The organism is Paenibacillus sp. HJGM_3 (assembly GCF_045062745.1).
GTDB lineage: Bacteria > Bacillota > Bacilli > Paenibacillales > NBRC-103111 > Paenibacillus_AA.
This window is the reverse complement of record NZ_JBJGED010000001.1, coordinates 130,665-148,817: the sequence shown is the minus strand read 5'-3', so window position 1 is coordinate 148,817 and position 18,153 is coordinate 130,665. Positions and strand designations below refer to the sequence as shown.

At 56.2% G+C, this 18,153-nt stretch carries 11 protein-coding genes; 5 read left to right on the top strand and 6 right to left on the bottom strand.

Features of this window, described 5'->3' with window-relative positions:
* The first annotated feature begins 8 nt into the window (after positions 1-8).
* On the top strand, positions 9-404 hold the full coding sequence (locus tag ACI5FR_RS00590; RefSeq protein WP_405448911.1) for a GNAT family N-acetyltransferase: 396 nt from the start codon (positions 9-11) through the stop codon (positions 402-404).
* Positions 405-1,167: 763 nt separating this feature from the next.
* Here ACI5FR_RS00590 and ACI5FR_RS00585 read toward each other — a convergent pair.
* The 3 genes from ACI5FR_RS00585 to ACI5FR_RS00575 form a co-directional block, all read right to left on the bottom strand.
* Entirely contained in the window at positions 1,168-3,162 is a 1,995-nt protein-coding gene (locus ACI5FR_RS00585) for a hypothetical protein (RefSeq protein WP_405448908.1), read from the bottom strand.
* Between the two features lie 23 nt (positions 3,163-3,185).
* Entirely contained in the window at positions 3,186-4,745 is a 1,560-nt protein-coding gene (locus ACI5FR_RS00580) for a glycoside hydrolase family 3 protein (RefSeq protein ID WP_405448905.1), read from the bottom strand.
* 219 nt (positions 4,746-4,964) lie between these two features.
* Entirely contained in the window at positions 4,965-6,374 is a 1,410-nt protein-coding gene (locus tag ACI5FR_RS00575; RefSeq protein WP_405448903.1) for an extracellular solute-binding protein, read from the bottom strand.
* A gap of 430 nt (positions 6,375-6,804) precedes the next feature.
* Between ACI5FR_RS00575 and ACI5FR_RS00570 the strand changes: the two genes are divergently transcribed.
* Positions 6,805-10,095, top strand: a complete 3,291-nt coding sequence (locus tag ACI5FR_RS00570; protein WP_405448901.1) for a hypothetical protein — start codon at positions 6,805-6,807, stop codon at positions 10,093-10,095.
* Positions 10,085-11,656 carry an FAD-dependent oxidoreductase gene (locus ACI5FR_RS00565; RefSeq protein WP_405448899.1) on the top strand — a complete coding sequence of 524 codons (1,572 nt, stop codon included), beginning with the start codon at positions 10,085-10,087 and terminating at the stop codon, positions 11,654-11,656. The genes ACI5FR_RS00570 and ACI5FR_RS00565 overlap by 11 nt, the downstream gene beginning before the upstream one ends.
* 498 nt (positions 11,657-12,154) lie before the next feature.
* Here ACI5FR_RS00565 and ACI5FR_RS00560 read toward each other — a convergent pair whose 3' ends face one another.
* The 3 genes from ACI5FR_RS00560 to ACI5FR_RS00550 form a co-directional block, all read right to left on the bottom strand.
* Entirely contained in the window at positions 12,155-12,949 is a 795-nt protein-coding gene (locus tag ACI5FR_RS00560; RefSeq protein ID WP_405448897.1) for an ABC transporter ATP-binding protein, read from the bottom strand.
* Entirely contained in the window at positions 12,949-13,875 is a 927-nt protein-coding gene (locus ACI5FR_RS00555; RefSeq protein ID WP_405448894.1) for an ABC transporter permease, read from the bottom strand. Before ACI5FR_RS00555 ends, ACI5FR_RS00560 begins: the two co-directional genes overlap by 1 nt.
* Before the next feature lie 69 nt (positions 13,876-13,944).
* Complete coding sequence (locus ACI5FR_RS00550) at positions 13,945-14,970, bottom strand: ABC transporter substrate-binding protein (protein ID WP_405448891.1); 1,026 nt, start codon at positions 14,968-14,970, stop codon at positions 13,945-13,947.
* Positions 14,971-15,293: 323 nt separating this feature from the next.
* Between ACI5FR_RS00550 and ACI5FR_RS00545 the strand changes: the two genes are divergently transcribed.
* Complete coding sequence (locus tag ACI5FR_RS00545) at positions 15,294-17,414, top strand: ATP-binding protein (RefSeq protein ID WP_405448888.1); 2,121 nt, start codon at positions 15,294-15,296, stop codon at positions 17,412-17,414.
* Positions 17,411-18,097: a response regulator gene (locus ACI5FR_RS00540; RefSeq protein ID WP_405448886.1), complete on the top strand. Its 687-nt coding sequence runs from the start codon at positions 17,411-17,413 to the stop codon at positions 18,095-18,097. Before ACI5FR_RS00545 ends, ACI5FR_RS00540 begins: the two co-directional genes overlap by 4 nt.
* Positions 18,098-18,153: the final 56 nt, after the last annotated feature.

The window sequence follows — 18,153 nt, the reverse complement described above, 5'->3', positions numbered from 1 at the left end:
AAAGACGTATGCTGCACGATGCTTTATTTATTGAGAGAGCAGCGGTCCGCTTTCTTGTCGCCTGCATGGACGGGAACATTGTCGGCATCATTTCATTCGGGCCTTGTAATGATGATATTATCAAATGTACCGGTGACAGGCTGAGGTACGTTGGTGAACTGGGCAGCTTATATGTGTTGCCCGGATATCAGGGAAGGGGAATCGGTTCCGCTTTAATTAAAGCGATGGCTAACCATCTGGCCGAACGAGGAATCGATAGCTTTTGCCTGGATAGCGGTTTCCGACATGCTCAAGCCAAATGGCTGCATAAATTCGGTCCGCCCTATACGACTGTGCAAAATTACTGGGGGCCAGGTTCTGTACACATGGTATGGTACTGTAAAGTCGCCGATTATGTCGGGTAATTTGTAAATCAAGAATGTGGAAGAGTCCATGGAAAGATCCGAAAAATAAAGGGGAAAACAAATAACAAGCAGGCTGTCGAATTAGTAACGACAGCCTGCTCATCGAACCGACAGGTTGGAATAATTGGAAACTATGCCCTTAAGTTAGTATAGAGTGGGAACTGGAGGACATGAAACCCCCCTAATAAGTCTTAGCTCAATCGGATAAAACCTCCAGAATCGCCCATCCCATCTATACCCCGAGACTACCCCGGTAGACTCAACTCGTGTCGGATAGTACCAGAAAGTTTCCCCATTCCATAACCAGACATACGTTTGGCTATTTATGCAATCAATGATATAGGTTGAAGTAGGTTGCAGGGGAGCGTGTTGAGGAGGAGGGGGGAGTTGAATATACGTCACTCGAAATCACCCCTTTACATAGTGCTTATTGGAACACGATCCGTTCTAACTGACTTCATCTTAGTATTAATCAACAGCATCACAAGGACTGGAGAGACTTACTCCTATCGCCTCCACAAATCCCCAAAAGTACTTCTATTCACACTATGCCTATACCTAGTCTGAGGTTCTTGTTAGGTGTTTGCTAACCAGCTACATTCACCGCTCGGTCACACTTAAGGTAAGAGTTCATTGAAATATCGGGACACTTGAAAAAGTCAAATAAAAACCTTCCATAGGCAGCAAACTTGACCGCTCCTTATGGAAGGTTTTATTAGTTATTAACGCTCGCGGTCCGGTGGGATTTGCAACGACCCAGCCGCTACTTCCCGCGACTGGCCGCATGCTGGGCGAGCAGGTCCTCCTCCAGCAGGCCCATATATAGCCCTGCGGCGATCTCGGCGACGGTCCATCCGGACTCGATCGCCCATGGGCCCCATCCGGCATCCGCCGGCGTACCGAATACCTCGTCGCGCTCCACATCGAACGCCCGCGCCCAACCTCCGTCCAGCTGCGGGTTGGCGCTTGTCAGCTGGGCGGTCAGCAGGAAGCGTGCGCTCGCCTGCCACCGCTCCTTGAACCAGCGGTCGCCTGTGGCGAAGTAAGCCTGCATCCAGCCAACCGGCAGCCAGTTGTTGGAGTACAACAGATCGGCGACCGGATCGCCATTGCGGCTGAGCAACGAGCTCTCGCCTTCGCCGGCCTTGTGCCGCATCGCGGCGGTGTACCCCTCGTCCCACTCGAGGTACGCCCCGCTCGGATGCGCGAACGCCTGCAGATCCCTGGCTACGCGATACAACCATCCCCGCGCTTCGTCAGCGCCTGTAATCTCATACAGCCAGCTGAGCGGCAGGAGGAGCCGGCACAGCTCTTGGGTCTGGCTCTGCTCCCGCTTGGTCTCGGGGTAGACGCTCATGATGGTCGCCAGCCCTCGTGCGGCGGTAGCCCGATAGGCTTCCCTGCCGGTCAGCCGGTAGGCGATGCATAAGGCCGCGTAGTAGTAGCCGTTGTAATGCGCGCTCGGCAGATCGCCCGGCGTGGAACGAAGCCGCTCCAGCTCGTCCGGCGTAAGCTTGTTGTTGTCCGTCCGGAACGGCCGCGTGCCGTCCGTACCGGTCGTTCGCACGAGGAAGTCCAGCGCGGCCGTGCAGTCGTCCAGCCGTTCCCGAGACCCCTCGTAAAGGCAGCGGAAAAGGTGCGGCAGTAGTGCGCGGGCCACGTCGTCCTGATAGCAGACGCCCCAGGCTTCGTTCGTCCAACGCACCATGCCATGCAGCGGACCGGGCTCCCGCACGAGATAGTGGTCGAGCACATAATCGGTCAGCTGCCTCGAGACCCGATCGCTGCGTGCATCCCCGCTCAGTCGGCCGTGCAGCCAGTAGGGGAAGGCGATCTCCCCGATGCAGTCCACGCGCAAAATGTCGCTGCGCCGCTGCCGGCCGGTGTACTCCACCTCGGTGGCCAAGCCTTCCCGCGCGCCTCCTCGGCCCTCGTCCACCAGGATATCGGCCCGGTCCATCCAGCCCAGGGCCCGATCGGCGGCCGAACGCAAGGCCTCGCGCTCGAGCGCCCCAGCCTCCGATCCGCCCCCGGTGCTGTCTATGTTGCATGTCGCCCCCGTGCTATACGTGCGGGGAATCAGCGTCTCCAGCTCGCGCCAATCCGTCTCGTCCAGCGAGACGTCGTAGATCCAGCCGAGCAGGAAGCCGACGAGCTTGCCCACGCGGGCTCGCGGCGCGAACCGGGCCCGCGCGAAGTTCGCGAGCCGGAACGCCGCGACGAGCAGGCGCTGCTCGTCCTCGAACCAGAGCGCCCGCTCGCGGTGCGTCTCGCGGGCGTCCAAGCCGCCGGCCGCGACGCAATCGTGCGCGTTCGCGACCACATACGCGGCGAGCGGCGGCGCCTGCGAGCAGGTGAAGCCGTGCGGACGCAGCCGCTCGCCGCACTGATCGTCGAGCAGGGCGCCGACCGGCTCGCCCGGCAGCCAGCCGCCTTCCACGACGGCAAGCCTCGCGAAGCGGGTCGTGGTAGGCGGCTCGAAGTACACGTGGCCGATGCTCGCCACGTACTCCGCCAGCACGCGCGTCCCCGCGCGGCAGGCCGCCTCCACGCGCTGCCGGAGCGGGGGGGCGAGCAGCATCGGATTGGCGCCGGCACCGCCTAGCAGCACGAGCGCGTCGGTCCCGGCGAAGTCCACGGTCAGCGCCTCGGCCGGCGTGACGATCCGCAAGCGAGGATCTACCATGCGCATCAAGTTCAGCAGATCGCTATCGTGTTCCGTAATCACAATCGTTCGCCGTTCGGTTCCAATTCTCATGTGTTATGGCTCCTCCATTCCTATCAATGATGCGACCCGAGTCCCAGCCATGTCTCGGCTGCCGCTTGCTGCAGCGAAGGGGCGCGATCGTACAGAACGATGGCAGGAACATTCGGCAGATGCTCCAGGTCATAAGGCGAGCCAAAATGAACGAGAACGACGGACCCGCCGGCACGCCCGGCTGCCAGTCGGTTCAACTCCTGCAGCACCTCAGAACGCATCCGTTTGTTGTACGTTATGGCAACCAGCACCGGATCCGGCGGGAGCCCCTCTTTTAGAAGAGGGAGAAGCTCTTCATAGCCCTTCAGCGTATGCTCGGTTTTGATCACACCGGCCGACCGGATCTGCTCGGCGAATGTCCCAAGCTGGTGCTCGCAGATGAGAGTCCAAGCGGGTTCCGGTGTACCTGCGCCCCTGCCTGGATACGGCTGAAAACCGTTCACGGGCGTAACGGCAGCACGGGCTACTCGGAGGCTAACCTCCTCGTACTCAGGCCGATGGAATGCAGCCGGATCATACGTTGGAATGTGGAAAGAGTGCGGTAACAGCTTGTACTTCGCCTTCATGCGCAGAATTCGATCGACGGACTCGCTGAGGCGCGCTTCGCTGATGGCCCCGGACAGGACTGCGTCCAGGACCGCCTTCACCATCGGGCCGGCCTCTTCCGCCGTCCGGGCCAAGGCCAGCAAAATGTCCGCCCCGGCCTGAATGGCCATCACGCAAGCCTCCGCTTGCGAGAAGCGGGACGTCACCCCCTTCATGGACAAGCCATCGGTAACGATCAAGCCTTGGAACCCAAGCTCCTCGCGCAGCAGACCGGTCGTCATCTTCGGAGACAGGGAGGCCGGCATCAGCGAGGAGTCCAGAGCAGGAACCGCAATGTGCCCGACCATAACCGCATCGGCACCCGCAGCGATAGCGAGGCGGAAAGGCTCCAGCTCGAACCGGGATAACCGCTCCCGGTCGAACGGAAGCACCGGCAGATCGAAGTGGGAATCCACGCTCGTATCGCCATGTCCCGGGAAATGCTTGGCCGTCGCTATGATTCCGTGATCCTGGTAGCCGCGAATCACCGCTTGGCCCATCCGGCCGACTTGATCGCGGTCCTCGCCGAACGAGTGCGTTCCAATTACCGGGTTGAGCGGATTGTTGTTGATGTCCACGACGGGACTGTAGTTGAAATTCACACCCATGGCGAGCGATTCCGTCGCCGTGATACGGCCCGTTTCGTACGCCAAATCGGCACTTCCGGCTGCGCCGATCGCTTTGTTCTTAGGAAAATGCACAGCTCCTCCCGAAGCCAGCTTGCAGCCGGCTCCGGCTACCAAGTCGGCTGAGATGAACAGCGGGATACCGCTGCCGGTTTGAAGCGCCGTCTCCTGCATGGCCCGGGTCAGCCGATACACCTGCTCAGGGTGATCCAGGCTGCCCATGTCCAAAAAAATGCCGCCGACCTTCCAATCCCGAATCATTTTCTCCGTAAGCTCCGAAAGCTCCTTTCCCGTATTGTAGAAGGTAAAGAGCTGTCCTACCTTTTCCTCTAGCGTCAAGCGCGACGAGTCAAAATGAATCCGGTCGTTCATACAAGCCATCTCCTCTTTTTTCCCGTGTTACGAAAGGCATTGATAAACTATATCATAACTATAACGCGTTTACTAGGCGATTTCTAGGATATTAATACTGCGCATTTTCAGATTTCCAGTAGTGTAGGCTACATAAGGGTATCATTGTAGGCGAAAAAATGACCTCAGCTCCCTCTTACAAAGGGAACTTGAGGCCATTTCACTTCCTATCTGCGACGGTTACAGCCCTAGCAGCATTTCAAGCCGCTCGCTAGCTTCCGCTTCATCCTCTACTCGGGACCAGTAAGCCTTCAGCTCCTCCCGAATGGCGAGCAGGACTGCCGCACTCATATTCAAATCCGAATATATTCTGGCCCTGTCCCACTGCTGCGAAACGGCTCCTTCCCCATACGGACGATTTCCGGCCAACCCCGTTGACATCTGAAGGGCTTCCGGGTGAACGGGAAGGGTCAGCGTGTTCTGACGGATATCGGTTTGCACATTCAACCCGCACAAATGCTGCACCAATCGCCGCGCCGCCTGTTGGCGGGGGGAACGCTCATGGATCGCCAACCCGGTCACGAGAAGCAATGTATCCTGCGTACGCAGGGACGGGAGCGGCGCTACTCCATAGTTCAAATCGGTATTCATGAGGCTGTTCATGCCATAGAAGGTTGTGAGAATCATGGATGCTCTACCTTCCCTGAACCATCGCTCGACATCGGAGTCGCTCTCCGTCCAGAGAATGGGCGCCCCTTGCTGATAAACAAGATCGCGCGAGATGCGAAGACTTTCCCAAAGCGCGGGATCTTCGGCCGCTTGTTGCGGTGCCTCGGCTTTGAAACGAAAGCCATTTTGCAGCAGGAATACCGGCCACCGGTTCACGGACTGAATATGGGCGACAAATCCACGCACTTGCAGCTGCTTGTGCAACAGCTTGGCATGCTTCAGCAAGGTGTACCAAGTCCAAGCTTCATGGGGTTCCTCGATCTGGCATTCCTCAAAATGATCGCGATTATAACAGAGCACCACAGGCGAATACACGAATGGGGAGGCAACCAGTTTGCCTTCACGCGATTGAAAGGGCGCAGTCAAACGGGGATGCGCAAACGGTTGGTCAGGCATGCCGGTTAGAAGCGTCTCGGAGGCATCCATTTCCTTAAGCTTGAGCGCATCCCAGGCGGATAAAGTAACTACATCCGCAATGCCGTGTTCTGCAAATTCCAGCGGAAAGGAAGTCGGAATCAATTTCACACGAATGTCGGGGTTGGACTGCTCGAATGAAGCGATGGCTTGTTGCAGCCTTCCCTCGTCGGACACCGACGGGTAATGGGCCAAGCGCAGCTCTGTGTACTCATCCGAATTAGGGAAGTGAGAGGCGACAGTTCCATCTTCATCCCCATTTCGGTCTATTTCGGATTTAGTAACCCGGTTCCCAACCCGCCGTATCTTGACAATGAGCCCATCCTCCACAAGAACATCCAGCGCCCGTCTGACGGATTCCTTGCTTAAACCGAACCTTTTGCCCAACTCCACCTCGGAGGGCAAATATTCGCCTACCCGAAGCGTGCCTGCCTTTATTTCCCCCCGCAGATACGCGATGAGCTGCTGAGTTCGAGCATTGAATTCAACACGATTGGGTCGGTGCATCGTCGTACCTCATTCCACAATTATGGATTTTATGATATGGATTATAGCACAGAAAAGTAAATTTTGTGCAATAATGCGCGCGTTGTAGAAGTATTCTGGGTGATTAAATATGATAAATTCCTAATTGACAGCGCCTTCAATCGTGGTTACGCTAAATATATAGCCTAGAATTCGCTTAGTGATAAGCGGGCGATCAAACATGAGAGGAGAACGAACTTTGAAGAGCATTCGGAAAAGGGTACTTGCCTTATTCATGGGGATTGTGCTGAGCTTGCCGGCTATTGTCCCCTTGGCGACTTCTGCCTCGGCGGGAGATGTGGAATACATCCCACTAACCGTCCCTAACAGCGGATTCGAGGAGCCTGTGACGGGGGGAGTCATCCCGGGGTGGACAACGACGCCAGCAGCTTCTGCATTTGGGAGTACATTGATGGCTGAAGCTTCGTCCGAGAGGGTTTCTTCCGGCGAGAGCAGTCTCAAAATGGTAGACAATGATCCGGTACGTTCCCTTGAAGTGTTCAGCAGCCGGATACCGATTACGGAAGAGCAAACGTATCGGGCTCGCGCTCAAGTCTACGTGGAGGCGAAAAGCGTACGCGTGTATGTCCGGTTCCTGAAATCCGGCAGTTCTGCGGACTTATCGAATGGCAGCTTCAACTTCCTGGCCAATACCGTCGGATCCTGGAATACGGTGGAGATCGAAGCTTTCGCTCCGAAGGGTGCCGACCAGGCACAGATCACCTTTTACTATGGGGGTTCCGGCACCGGTACGATCTCCTATATCGATGATGTGCGATTCGACCGAAAAAAGGAAGCGAGCTCCACATTGCAGCCTCCGTACGGATCCGCCGGGATCGACTTGGGCGAGCCGGTTAAGATCGGGCTTTCCCAGGCAGCCGCGATTGGAGTCGGTCCTGACGGAACCCTGGAGCAGTACATCACATCCGTTGCATCTCCTTCCGCCTTCACCGTCGTGGATGCCTTAACCGGCATATCCAAGTTTTCGGAGCGTGTTCCAGGTGCAACAGACCCTATATGGGGGATCGCCCGGGGCTCTGACGGCAATTATTATTTCACTTCTACCGGCAAATTGTATCGTTATGTGACAGCGGAAAGGCGCATTGAGAATCTCGGAACGAATCCTACCGGGAATACAACGATGTGGGATGTAAAGGCAAGCTCGGATGGGAAAATTTATGGCAGCACGTCCCACACGGGTAACATGGGCAAAGTGTTTGAGTATGACATTGCTACCTCGACTTTCAAAGACTTGGGGGTCGTCAAAGAGGGAGAAACCTCTGCCCGCGGCCTGGGGGTAACGGACCGGTACCTGTATGTCGGCACCGGCACGAAGGCCGGTCTCGTACGGATCGATCGCCATACGGGCGAAAAGCTGGATCTGACCGTACCGGGGGTCACGGGCCGAACCGGCGGAACCTTGACCGAAGTAGCCGTTTACAACGGTCTCGTGTTCGTGAATAGCGGAACGGAATTGTATGTCCTGAAGGATGGGACATACGAGCATGTCCGCACGATCCCCTATCAATCCAAAATATCGCCCCCTTCGCCGGTCAATCCCGACCTTATGTACTACAAAATGGGCGAAGAGTTTTTCAGCTACAATATGGCCACGGATACGATAACCAAGATTGCGGCCATCCAACAGCCTTTGCCGGATTCGGCTTTTAAATTTTCCGAGTGGGTGACTCCGGTCTCCGGCCCCTATGCCGGACAATCCGTGTTGTTCAGTATGGCGGCGTTTGGTGAAACGTTCCTGTTCGAACCGAATAAGGGGCAATATTCGACCGTTCTCGCTCAGCTCGATGTGAACGCGGCACAAATCAATGTGCTTGAGTATAACAACGGGAAGCTGTTCGCCAGTGGCTTTCAGCGCGGAATGAGCATTTATGACATTGCCACCAACCGGATCGTTTATGATTTTCCGACGTTTCACCAAGCGGAGAGCATTGGCTTCAATGGCGATGTTGCCTACTTCGGTACCTATACGGGCGCCAAGATGTATCGGATGGATTTGTCTCAGCCGATCCAATATAACGACTACGGCTGGGGAAACCCGGGTATCGCATGGGACATTGGCGATGATCAGAATCGTCCCTTCGCTTTCGCTAGCGGCGGTGAGAAACTGTTCGTGGGTACTTTCCCCGCAAGTGGCTTTCCGGGAGCTTTGACGGTCATGCAGGAAATACGGGACGACAGCGGCACCGTAACCGGCGTAACTGGCGAAACGTTCCGTAATCTCATGAAGGATCAGTCGATCATCGGTCTTGATTATAAGGACGGCAAGGTGTACGGAAGCACAACGGTCTATAGCGGATCCGGCTCCGTAAACCCGGCTCCTCTGGAGAAGGAGGCCAAAGTGTTTGTTTTCAATCCGGATACGAACCAAATCGAACGATCGGTTACTCCGAAGGTTCCTGGCGTAACGGGTGAAGTTAAGATTATTGGCGAGCTTTCCGTAGGTCCGGACGGCTTGATTTGGGGCATCCAGGATGCTTTCGTAAACACGACGGTAGGGTATGATGCTTCCATTTTTGCGCTCGATCCGGCTACGCTTGAGGTTGTAAAAGCGAAGAAGATCACGCAATCGCCATACAGTACGAGCAAATACCGCCCGTATTATATACGATGGGGGAACGACGGTCTGCTCTACACTACAATCGGGAGAAAGCTGTTCGCCATCGATCCGGTTACCTTGGCTGCCAAAGATCTTCTGCCGGGTAAAACCGTCAACTTGATGACTATGGCGGACAACGGAGATATTTACTATACGGATAATACCAAGCTGCTTAAGCTGCCGATTGCTATCGACGTAAGCAAGCCGTCAGTAGACCATTCCCGGCTAACCCCGGGTAAGACCACTCGAGTGTCGAGCGCATATACGCTCGTGGACCGCTCACAGACGGATCCGGATGCTACTACGGTGACTTACGTATCGAGCGATCCAAGTGTGCTCACGATTGCAGGAGATGGGGTAACGGCGGTGGGGAAAGGCACCGCATCCATCCGAGCGGTAGTCCGGTCCGGAGGAATAAAGGTGACCGGTCCAGCCCTTGAAGTTGAAGTGTATGGGAGTGAACCGAGCCTCAGCTCCATATCCGATCTTACATTGGACGAAGACACCAGTTCGGGGCTTATTCCGTTTACTGTCGAGGACTATGATACGCCAGACGGTTCCTTGACCGTAACCGCCGTTTCATCCAATGAAGCGCTGATCCCAGGAGCCAACATCCGATTGGGCGGTACGGGGTCGAACCGAACGATTCGACTTGTGCCGGCGGCCAATCAGTTTGGCAGCAGCTCCATCCAACTGACGGTTACCGACGGCACTTACAGTGCCAGCACCTCGTTCATGGTCCATGTTCTTGCCGTGAACGATGCCCCCACCATAAGTCAGATTGCCGATCAAACGGTAGCGCCGGGAAAACGCACCATAGAAGTCCCCTTTACCATTGGAGATGTCGATTCACCGCTGAGCGGATTAACCGTTACCGCCAGCTCTAGCGATGCAACGGTGGTATCACAATCCAGCCTTGTAATTACCGGGAATGAAGCGGAGCGTAAAGTTCGGATCACGACAGAACCCGGTCGCCCTGGAAGCAGTACCCGTATTACGCTCACGGTCAGCGATTCGGTTGATTCGACTACCCGCTCCTTTACTCTAACCGTGACGCCTGACGGGAGAAAAGATCATGACCTATAACTTACAAACGGAATATAACGCAGATTTGGTTGTTCTGGGGGGAGGGACCGGCGGCTGTGCCGCTGCCTTGGCGGCTTGCAGAACCGGCAAAACCGTCGTCATGACGGAAGAAACCGCCTGGATCGGCGGCCAGTTGACCAGCCAGGCTGTTCCCCCGGATGAACATCATTGGATTGAGACGCACGGATGTACCCGAAGCTACAGGCAATTCAGGGAAGGCGTCCGCCGCTATTACCGCACGTTGTTCCCTTTGACCTCGAATGCCAAACTAAAGCCGTTGCTGAATCCAGGCAGTGCGATCGTCAGCCGCATCAGTCATGAACCGAGGGCGGCCTTGGCGGTCCTTCATGAAATGCTAAGTCCTTATATCCATAGCGGCAAGCTGATCATCCTGTATGGATATAGAGCGGAGAGTGCCAGTGTAGAACGGGACGACGTGAAGGCTGTGACCGTTCGCCATCAGTCGACCGGCGAGAGGATCGTGTTAGTCGCGCCGTATTATCTGGATGCCACGGATTGCGGCGATATTCTTCCGTTGACGGGAACGGAATATGTCACGGGCGCCGAGTCCGTTCATGACACGGGCGAGCCCCACGCCGTCGACGGTCCTCCGCTGCCTGGCGACATGCAGGCGTTTACTTACTGCTTTGTCATGGACTATCTCGAGGGAGAGGACCATACGATTGAGAAGCCGCGGGACTACGATTTTTGGAGATCGTATCAAGCGGATTTCTGGCCGGATCGCATGCTGAGCTGGATCGCCGTCAAGCCGAGTACGATGGAACCCCGAGAGTATACATTGTTCCCGAGGAACGACCTGTTCCCGCTCTGGGTGTATCGTCGGATTATCGACCACAGCTTGTTTGAGCCCGGAACGTTTCGCAGCGATATGACCGTGGTCAATTGGCCTCAGAACGACTATTGGCTGGGCTCGGTCATCGATGTGCCGGAAGAGGAACGGTTGCGGCATCTCGATCAGGCCAAGCAGCTAAGCTTGTCCTTGCTGTATTGGATGCAGACGGAAGCGCCGCGCCCTGACGGAGGGACCGGTTATGCGGGGTTGCGGCTGCGCAGGGATGCGGTCGGCACGGAGGACGGTCTTGCCATGGCTCCCCATATTCGGGAGTCGCGTCGAATCCGGGCAGAGACGACCGTGGTGGAGCAGCACTTGAGCCCGGACACGAGACCGGACGGAAGAGCGCTCGCATATCCGGATTCCGTAGGGATCGGTTACTATCATATCGACTTGCATCCGAGCACCGGCAATCGGCCTTATATCGATACGGGGAGCCTGCCGTTCCAGATTCCACTGGGCTGCCTCATCCCGATCCGGATGAACAACCTGATTCCAGCCAGCAAAAATATCGGTACGACCCATATCACCAACGGCTGCTATCGGCTGCACCCCGTGGAATGGAATATCGGAGAATCCGCCGGCCTGCTCGTCTCCTACTGTCTGGACCGTTGCGTTCAGCCAAGAGCGGTAATAGGCAAGCCTGAGCTATTGGCTGATTTTCAGCGCGAGCTGGTCCGTCAAGGCATTGAACTTGCTTGGCCATAGGATTCCCTTTTCCCTTCCAAAGTCCAGAAGCAGCGGCGATCACCGCGATCGGTATCGCGGTATCGGTGTGGTAGATCTTGTGGATGGCCCAGACGGAACGGATACGTCCGGAACAGCTTGAGAGCAACACGGTGAGTAAAGACGGTAAGGAGCAGCTTGCATTTTGCTGCTCCTTTTTTGACCCGCTACGGCCCCTGAACCGCATTAGGCTGAAGCCCGTACTTTGCACCTACCTGAGAGGGAAAACCTCCCTCTCATTGGGCCGATTTTACGACTTCCGGCGGCATCAAGGGGAAAACCTCCCTCTCTTTCCGAGCGAAAGCCCCAATTGGACGGATTTCGATTGAAAAAGAAGGAGAAATTCCCCTTCATGGAGCCGATCCGGCGGCCTATCCATCGAAAAGGGGGAGAAATTCCCTCTCATGCCGATAGCGGGCGTCGAACCTTTCCGCAGCCAGCGGTTACAATCAAAGTTTGACCCAGTGGATGGGTTCAAATTCAGCCAAGAACTATCCGATCGTCGGACAGTTTATTGCCGCTGATTTTCTCAAATTCCCCGAGAAGCTGCGCTACGGTTATATTCTTCTTCCGCTCTTGTTCGAGATCGATTAAGACTCGGCCTTTATCCATCATGAGCAGACGGGTGCCCAGCCGAATAGCCTGCTCCATATTATGGGTGACCATCAAAGTGGTGAGCTTCATTTCGCGGACGAGCTGCTCGGTCAGCCTGGTAATCAGCTCGGCCCGAGAAGGGTCCAAAGCGGCCGTATGCTCGTCCAGGAGCAGGATATCCGGTTTGGTGAAAGTGGCCATCAACAAGCTGAGCGCCTGCCGTTCGCCACCTGACAGCAGCCCCACCTTGGCCCCAAGCCGGTCCTCGAGACCCAAGCCGAGACGCTGGATCTGTTCGCGGAACAGAGCGCGTTTGCCGGAGGTTACCCCGAACCGAAGCCCCCGCGATTGTCCGCGCCTATAGGCCATGGCCAAATTCTCCTCAATGGACATATGGGGAGCGGTACCGGCCATCGGATCTTGGAAGACGCGTCCGATCCAACGGCTGCGCTTGTATTCCGGAAGGGGATGGATCACTTTGCCCTCAATGCGAACTTCGCCGTAATCCGGTTTCGTGACGCCGGAAATAATGTTCATCAATGTGGATTTGCCCGCCCCGTTGCTTCCAATGACTGTGACGAATTCACCGGCTTGCAGCTTCAAGGTGATTCCGTTCAGGGCGACTTTCTCGTCCGGAGTGCCAGGGTTGAACAACTTCGATATTTTCGATAATTCAAGCATTAACGGTCACCCCCGGTTTTGTGATCGGTAGGAGTCCCGGCAAAGTAAGCGGAACGTTTTTTCGCCAAGTTTTTTTGCCTCCATGTTCGTTGAACCGAAGGAAGCACGAGAGCAATGATTACAATGACGGCCGTGATCAGCTTCAAGTCGGATGCATCGAGCCATTCAACCTGAAGGGCGATGGCGATCACAATCCGGTAAATGATGGAACCGAGCAAAACAGCCAGAGTCGCCCGAAAGACGGTAGGGGCACCGAATATCGCTTCTCCTATGATGACCGAGGCCAAACCGATCACGATCATCCCGATCCCCATCGAGATATCCGCGAAGCCGGACTGCTGGGTGATCAAGGCTCCGGATAACGCGACCAAGCCGTTAGACAGGCTGAGCCCTAAAATCGTCGTGTTGTCCGTATTCGCGCCCAGACTGCGAATCATTCGAGAATTGTCGCCGGTTGCCCGAAGCGCCATACCCATATCGGTATGCAGAAAACCATCCAACAGCAGCTTAACGAGGATCACCAAAATCGGCATAAGAACGAGCGGATGGACGACGGTGAATATCGTATCCACCCCGAGCAAGGAGACATTGGGTTTGCCCATGATCCTCATATTGACGGAGTACAGGGCGATCATCATCAAAATTCCGGACAGCAGCCCGTTGATTTTCCCTTTGGTGTGTAAAAGCCCCGTGCAAGCCCCCGCGACCAGACCTCCGCCTAAAGCGGCCAAACAAGCCAGCCAAGGGGAAGCTCCATGGGAGATGAGGATCGCCGCGATTCCTCCACCGGTGGCAAAGCTGCCGTCAACGGTGAGATCCGGGAAATCCAATATCCGAAATGTGATGTACACGCCCAGCGCCATTAAAGCATAGAGCAGCCCCAGCTCAATCGATCCGGGTAACGATTCAATCAAGGACCCCATCATGTGATTTGCCTCCTTCATCATGTAAAGAGGGTGGACATTAGGCGTCTGTCCACCCCCTTAAAATGACATTTATTGAATAATGTTATTCTTCTGGTCCTTGACCGCACTTTTCATAGCGTCGGTAACATCGATTCCTTGATCTTTGGCTGCTTTCAGATTCAAGATGACGTCGAGCTTGTCCGGTACGGTTACTTTCATCTCGGCCGGTTTCTTGCCGTTTTTCAAAATATCCGCCGCCATCTGGCCGACTTGGTAGCCGTGATCGTAATATTTGAAGCCTACGGTGGCAAAGGCACCTTTTTCAACGGTATCGCGGTCGCTGGAGAAGAAAGGAATCTTCTTGTCGTTCGCGACTTTCAAGATCGTATCCACGCCGCTGACGACGGTATTGTCGAGCGTAATGTAGAGCGCATCGACACGGCCTGCCAGCGATTCAGCCGCCTGCTTGACCTCCGATGTATTCGTAACCGGCGCTTTGATCAACTCGATCCCGTGTTTGGAAAGAGCCTTTTTAGCTTGATCGGCCATTACGACAGCATTCGACTCCCCTTCATTAATGACGATACCGATTTTTTTCACCTTCGGGAAATTAGCGGCGATAAAATCCATCAGACTGACAATGGCTTCCGGATTCGTATCGGAGGCGCCGGTGACGTTGCCGCCAGGCTTGTCCATATTGCTCACGATTTTGGCATTGATAGGATCGGTAACGGCCGCGAACAGAACCGGCGTATTCTTCACCTGCTGAACGAGCGCCTGAGCGGAAGGCGTGGCGATTCCAATGACCAAGTCGTTTTTCCCCGAGGCGATCTTCTGGGCAATGGATAAGTTGTTGGCGGAATCGTTTTGGGCGTTGTTGTAATCCACTTTTAAGTTGGTGCCTTCCGTAAGGCCGGCATCTTTCAGCGCCGCCAAAATGCCGTTGCGGGTCGCGTCCAAAGAAGGATGCTCCACATATTGGGATATCGCGATTTGGTAAGATTTCTTGTCGGTATTGCCGCCTGCAGACGTGGCATCCTTCGGTTTCTCTCCGCAGCCGGATGCTGCAGCCAACAGGGCTGTCGCAATAACAAAAATTCCTAGTTTCCTTTTCATAGTCGAGAACCCCTCCAGTAAGATTGGTAGCGTGGACTGGCATACGCTTATGCATGAAAGCGGTAAAGTAAGAGCGCACAGTCGAAAAAGACATGTCGGTACAGCCATTATTCTATAGTATAGGGCCCCGTACAACCCGTCAAAGGTAATGATTTCTACAAGAGGCGGCTTATGAAAGGCTACTTTCTGTGGGTGCTGAAACTCGTCGAATGCAGCCGGGCCGTTCCCAATTGCACCGAGAGCGGCTATGATAGGGATATCGCATCTTCTAACCGGAGCAAGGAGAATGGCCTATTTTACTGAATAAAACAATCCTTTGGGCGTTGATCGGGCTAGCGCTGATGCTGGCCGGTTCGCCGCATGCCCGAGCGGCAAGCCCGGCCGACCCGCCGGTGACCCGATCGGAGACGCCGGCCGCCGTGAGAGGAGTCCTCGATTTGTCCGAAAGTCCCGCAGGACGATCCGGCGGAACGAAGCTGGTGGGGGAATGGGAGTTTTATTGGCGACAGCTGCTCGCGCCTGATGACTTGAAGGCCGGCTCACAGACCGCGGTTCCCGCGTATGTGGCCGTACCCGGTATCTGGAGCGACTATCGGGATAACGGCGCCCCTATGCCGAACAAGGGCTACGCTACATACCGGCTCGTCATCCGGCTTCCAGCCGGCGAGGCGCAGCACATTCAAGCGCTGTACATTCCTAGTGTGGCTACGTCCTATCGCCTCTGGGTGGATGGGGAGGAGCTCGGGGGACGGGGCGTCGTCGGAACGTCCAAGGAGACGATGTCGCCCAAGAACGTGCCTAACGTCTACTATTTCCAGCCCGTCCGCGATCGGATAGAGCTGGTCGTGCAGGTGTCGAGCTTCGTTCAGCGCAAAGGCGGCCTCTGGGAGACGATCCGCTTCGGGGACGGAGAGACCATCACGCATTGGCGGAACCGCATGATCGTGACGGAGGTCATCGTATTCGGCAGCATCTTCATGATGGCGGTGTATCACCTGGGACTGTACGCTTTTCGCCGGGAGGACAAGTCCCCGCTCTACTTCGGGGGCGTCTGTCTGGCCGTCAGCTTGCGTATCGCCGTCCTGGGGCAGACGATGGCCGTATACTTATTCCCTTCCTTCCCCTGGGAGGCCGCAGTCAAGGTGGAATACCTGTCGGTCGCCTTCGGGTTTTACTGGCTGCTTCTGTTCACGCAATCGCAGTACCCCGAGGAATCGGTCCGGTTCGTGAAACGAATTTCGCTTGCGATTAACGGCGTCATGGCGGGGATCGTGGTTGCGACGCCCGCTTCCTTTTATACCGAGTTGTTCATCCCCTATATTCTGCTCGGAGCGCTCCCGACGGTCCTGTATGTAACTTATGTGTACGGGCTGGCCGCGGTCCGCAGACGGCAAGGGTCGGCTCTGAACGGAGTCGGTTTCGTATTCTTCAGTGCGACGATCGCGAACGATGTCCTGTTCTACACCCAATGGGTGAACGAGGGCAACTTCATCCCGTTCGGCTTGCTGGGCTTCCTGCTGACGCAGTCGCTCAATCTGGCCGGTCGATTCTCGCATGCATTCCGCCAATCTGCCCGGCTGTCCGCCGAGATGAAGACGATCAACGAGTCGTTGGAGCAAAAGGTCGAGGTACGCACCGCAGAGCTGAGGGAGTCGAACGATCAGCTGGAAGAACGCAATCGCGAGCTGAACCGGATGGAGCACTCCCGGCGGCAGCTGCTGTCCACGATTTCCCATGAGCTCGGGACCCCGCTCACTTCTATTCAAGGGTATATCAAGCTGATGCTGGACGGCGTCATTCGGGCCGACGAGCCCCGCACGCTGCAGCTAATCTACGGGAAGACATTGTACCTGGACCGGATTATCCAGGATTTGTTCGAGCTGTCGAAGCTGGAAGCGATGCAGCTGCGCTTTCACCTCCAGGACGTCCCGGCGGAAGCGTATTTGCGGAAGCTGGCAGAATCCCATACGTGGGCAGGCGGTGAGCCGGGGGAAAATACCGTGACCTTGGTGGCGAAAGGGATGGAATTGCCGAAAGGGGCTTCGCTGCGCATCGATCCGGTTCGTATCGAGCAGGTGCTGGCGAATTTCGTCACGAACGCCCGGAAGTTCACCCCGCCCGATGGCACGATCCACATCGGATGGGCCGCCGCGACGCTGCCGGGGACGGGCGAGCCCGCGGTGAGGGTGGAGGTTGCCGACACGGGGATCGGGATCGCCGCCGAGGAACTGGACAGCGTGTTCGAGCGATTTTACCGGGGGACAGGGAAAGGGCAGCTCAATGCCCGTTTGGAAGGTGCAGGTCTCGGTCTCGCCATCTCCAAGCAGATCGTCGTGCAGCACGGCGGCGTTATCGGAGTGAACAGCGAGCCGGATCGCGGGAGCGTGTTTTATTTTATCATTCCGCTTCAGGTTGAGGCGGCAGAGGAGTTGGCGACGGGATGAAAACCGGGACGAAGCTGTTGGTCGTGGAAGATGACGCCGATATTTTGGAGCTGATCCGGCTCACGCTGGAGAGTCAAGGCTATGACGTGCTGACGGCCGGGGACGGGAATCGGGGCTTGCAGCTGTTCCACCAGGAGAAGCCAGTGCTCGTGCTGTTGGATATCCTCCTCCCCGGCATGACCGGGCTTGACATTTGCCAGGACATCCGCAGGAGCTCCGCAACTCCCATCTTGTTCTTGACCTGCAAGCGGGATGCGGAGGATATCATCGGCGGTCTCGAGCTGGGGGCGGACGATTACATGACGAAGCCGTTCGATCCCGCCATTCTGGTCGCGCGCGTGCGAGCGATCCTGCGCCGAACGGGGGTCGCGGCAGACAACCGGATCAGCAAGTACGGTAGCCTCGAGATCGATTGGCCGGGACGGACCGTCTTGCGAGACGGAGAACCCGTCCCCCTGTTCACGAAGGAGCGGCAACTGCTGTTCGTCCTGCTGGAGCATCGGAATCAAGTGATCAGCGTTTCGCAGATTTATGCTCTGGTGTGGGGGCTGGACAACGCCAGCGACGAGCAGACGGTCAAGGTCCATATCAGCAACCTGCGCAAAAAAATCGAGGACGATCCGGCCCATCCGAAGTTCATCCAGACGGTCAGAGGGTTCGGCTACAAGTTTTCCACTTCTTAAGGATTTGTTAACAGGTAGGTCTTAATGCCTCTTTTTCGACGGCTCCCGAGTGGGCC

Coding starts and splice junctions, on each gene's coding strand:
- ACI5FR_RS00565 (WP_405448899.1), top strand. CDS start 10,085: ATGACCTATAACTTACAAACGGAATATAACGCAGATTTGGTTGTTCTG.
- ACI5FR_RS00570 (WP_405448901.1), top strand. CDS start 6,805: ATGGCTGAAGCTTCGTCCGAGAGGGTTTCTTCCGGCGAGAGCAGTCTC.
- ACI5FR_RS00540 (WP_405448886.1), top strand. CDS start 17,411: ATGAAAACCGGGACGAAGCTGTTGGTCGTGGAAGATGACGCCGATATT.
- ACI5FR_RS00575 (WP_405448903.1), bottom strand. CDS start 6,374: ATGCACCGACCCAATCGTGTTGAATTCAATGCTCGAACTCAGCAGCTC.
- ACI5FR_RS00590 (WP_405448911.1), top strand. CDS start 9: ATGCTGCACGATGCTTTATTTATTGAGAGAGCAGCGGTCCGCTTTCTT.
- ACI5FR_RS00585 (WP_405448908.1), bottom strand. CDS start 3,162: ATGAGAATTGGAACCGAACGGCGAACGATTGTGATTACGGAACACGAT.
- ACI5FR_RS00580 (WP_405448905.1), bottom strand. CDS start 4,745: ATGAACGACCGGATTCATTTTGACTCGTCGCGCTTGACGCTAGAGGAA.
- ACI5FR_RS00555 (WP_405448894.1), bottom strand. CDS start 13,875: ATGATGGGGTCCTTGATTGAATCGTTACCCGGATCGATTGAGCTGGGG.
- ACI5FR_RS00550 (WP_405448891.1), bottom strand. CDS start 14,970: ATGAAAAGGAAACTAGGAATTTTTGTTATTGCGACAGCCCTGTTGGCT.
- ACI5FR_RS00560 (WP_405448897.1), bottom strand. CDS start 12,949: ATGCTTGAATTATCGAAAATATCGAAGTTGTTCAACCCTGGCACTCCG.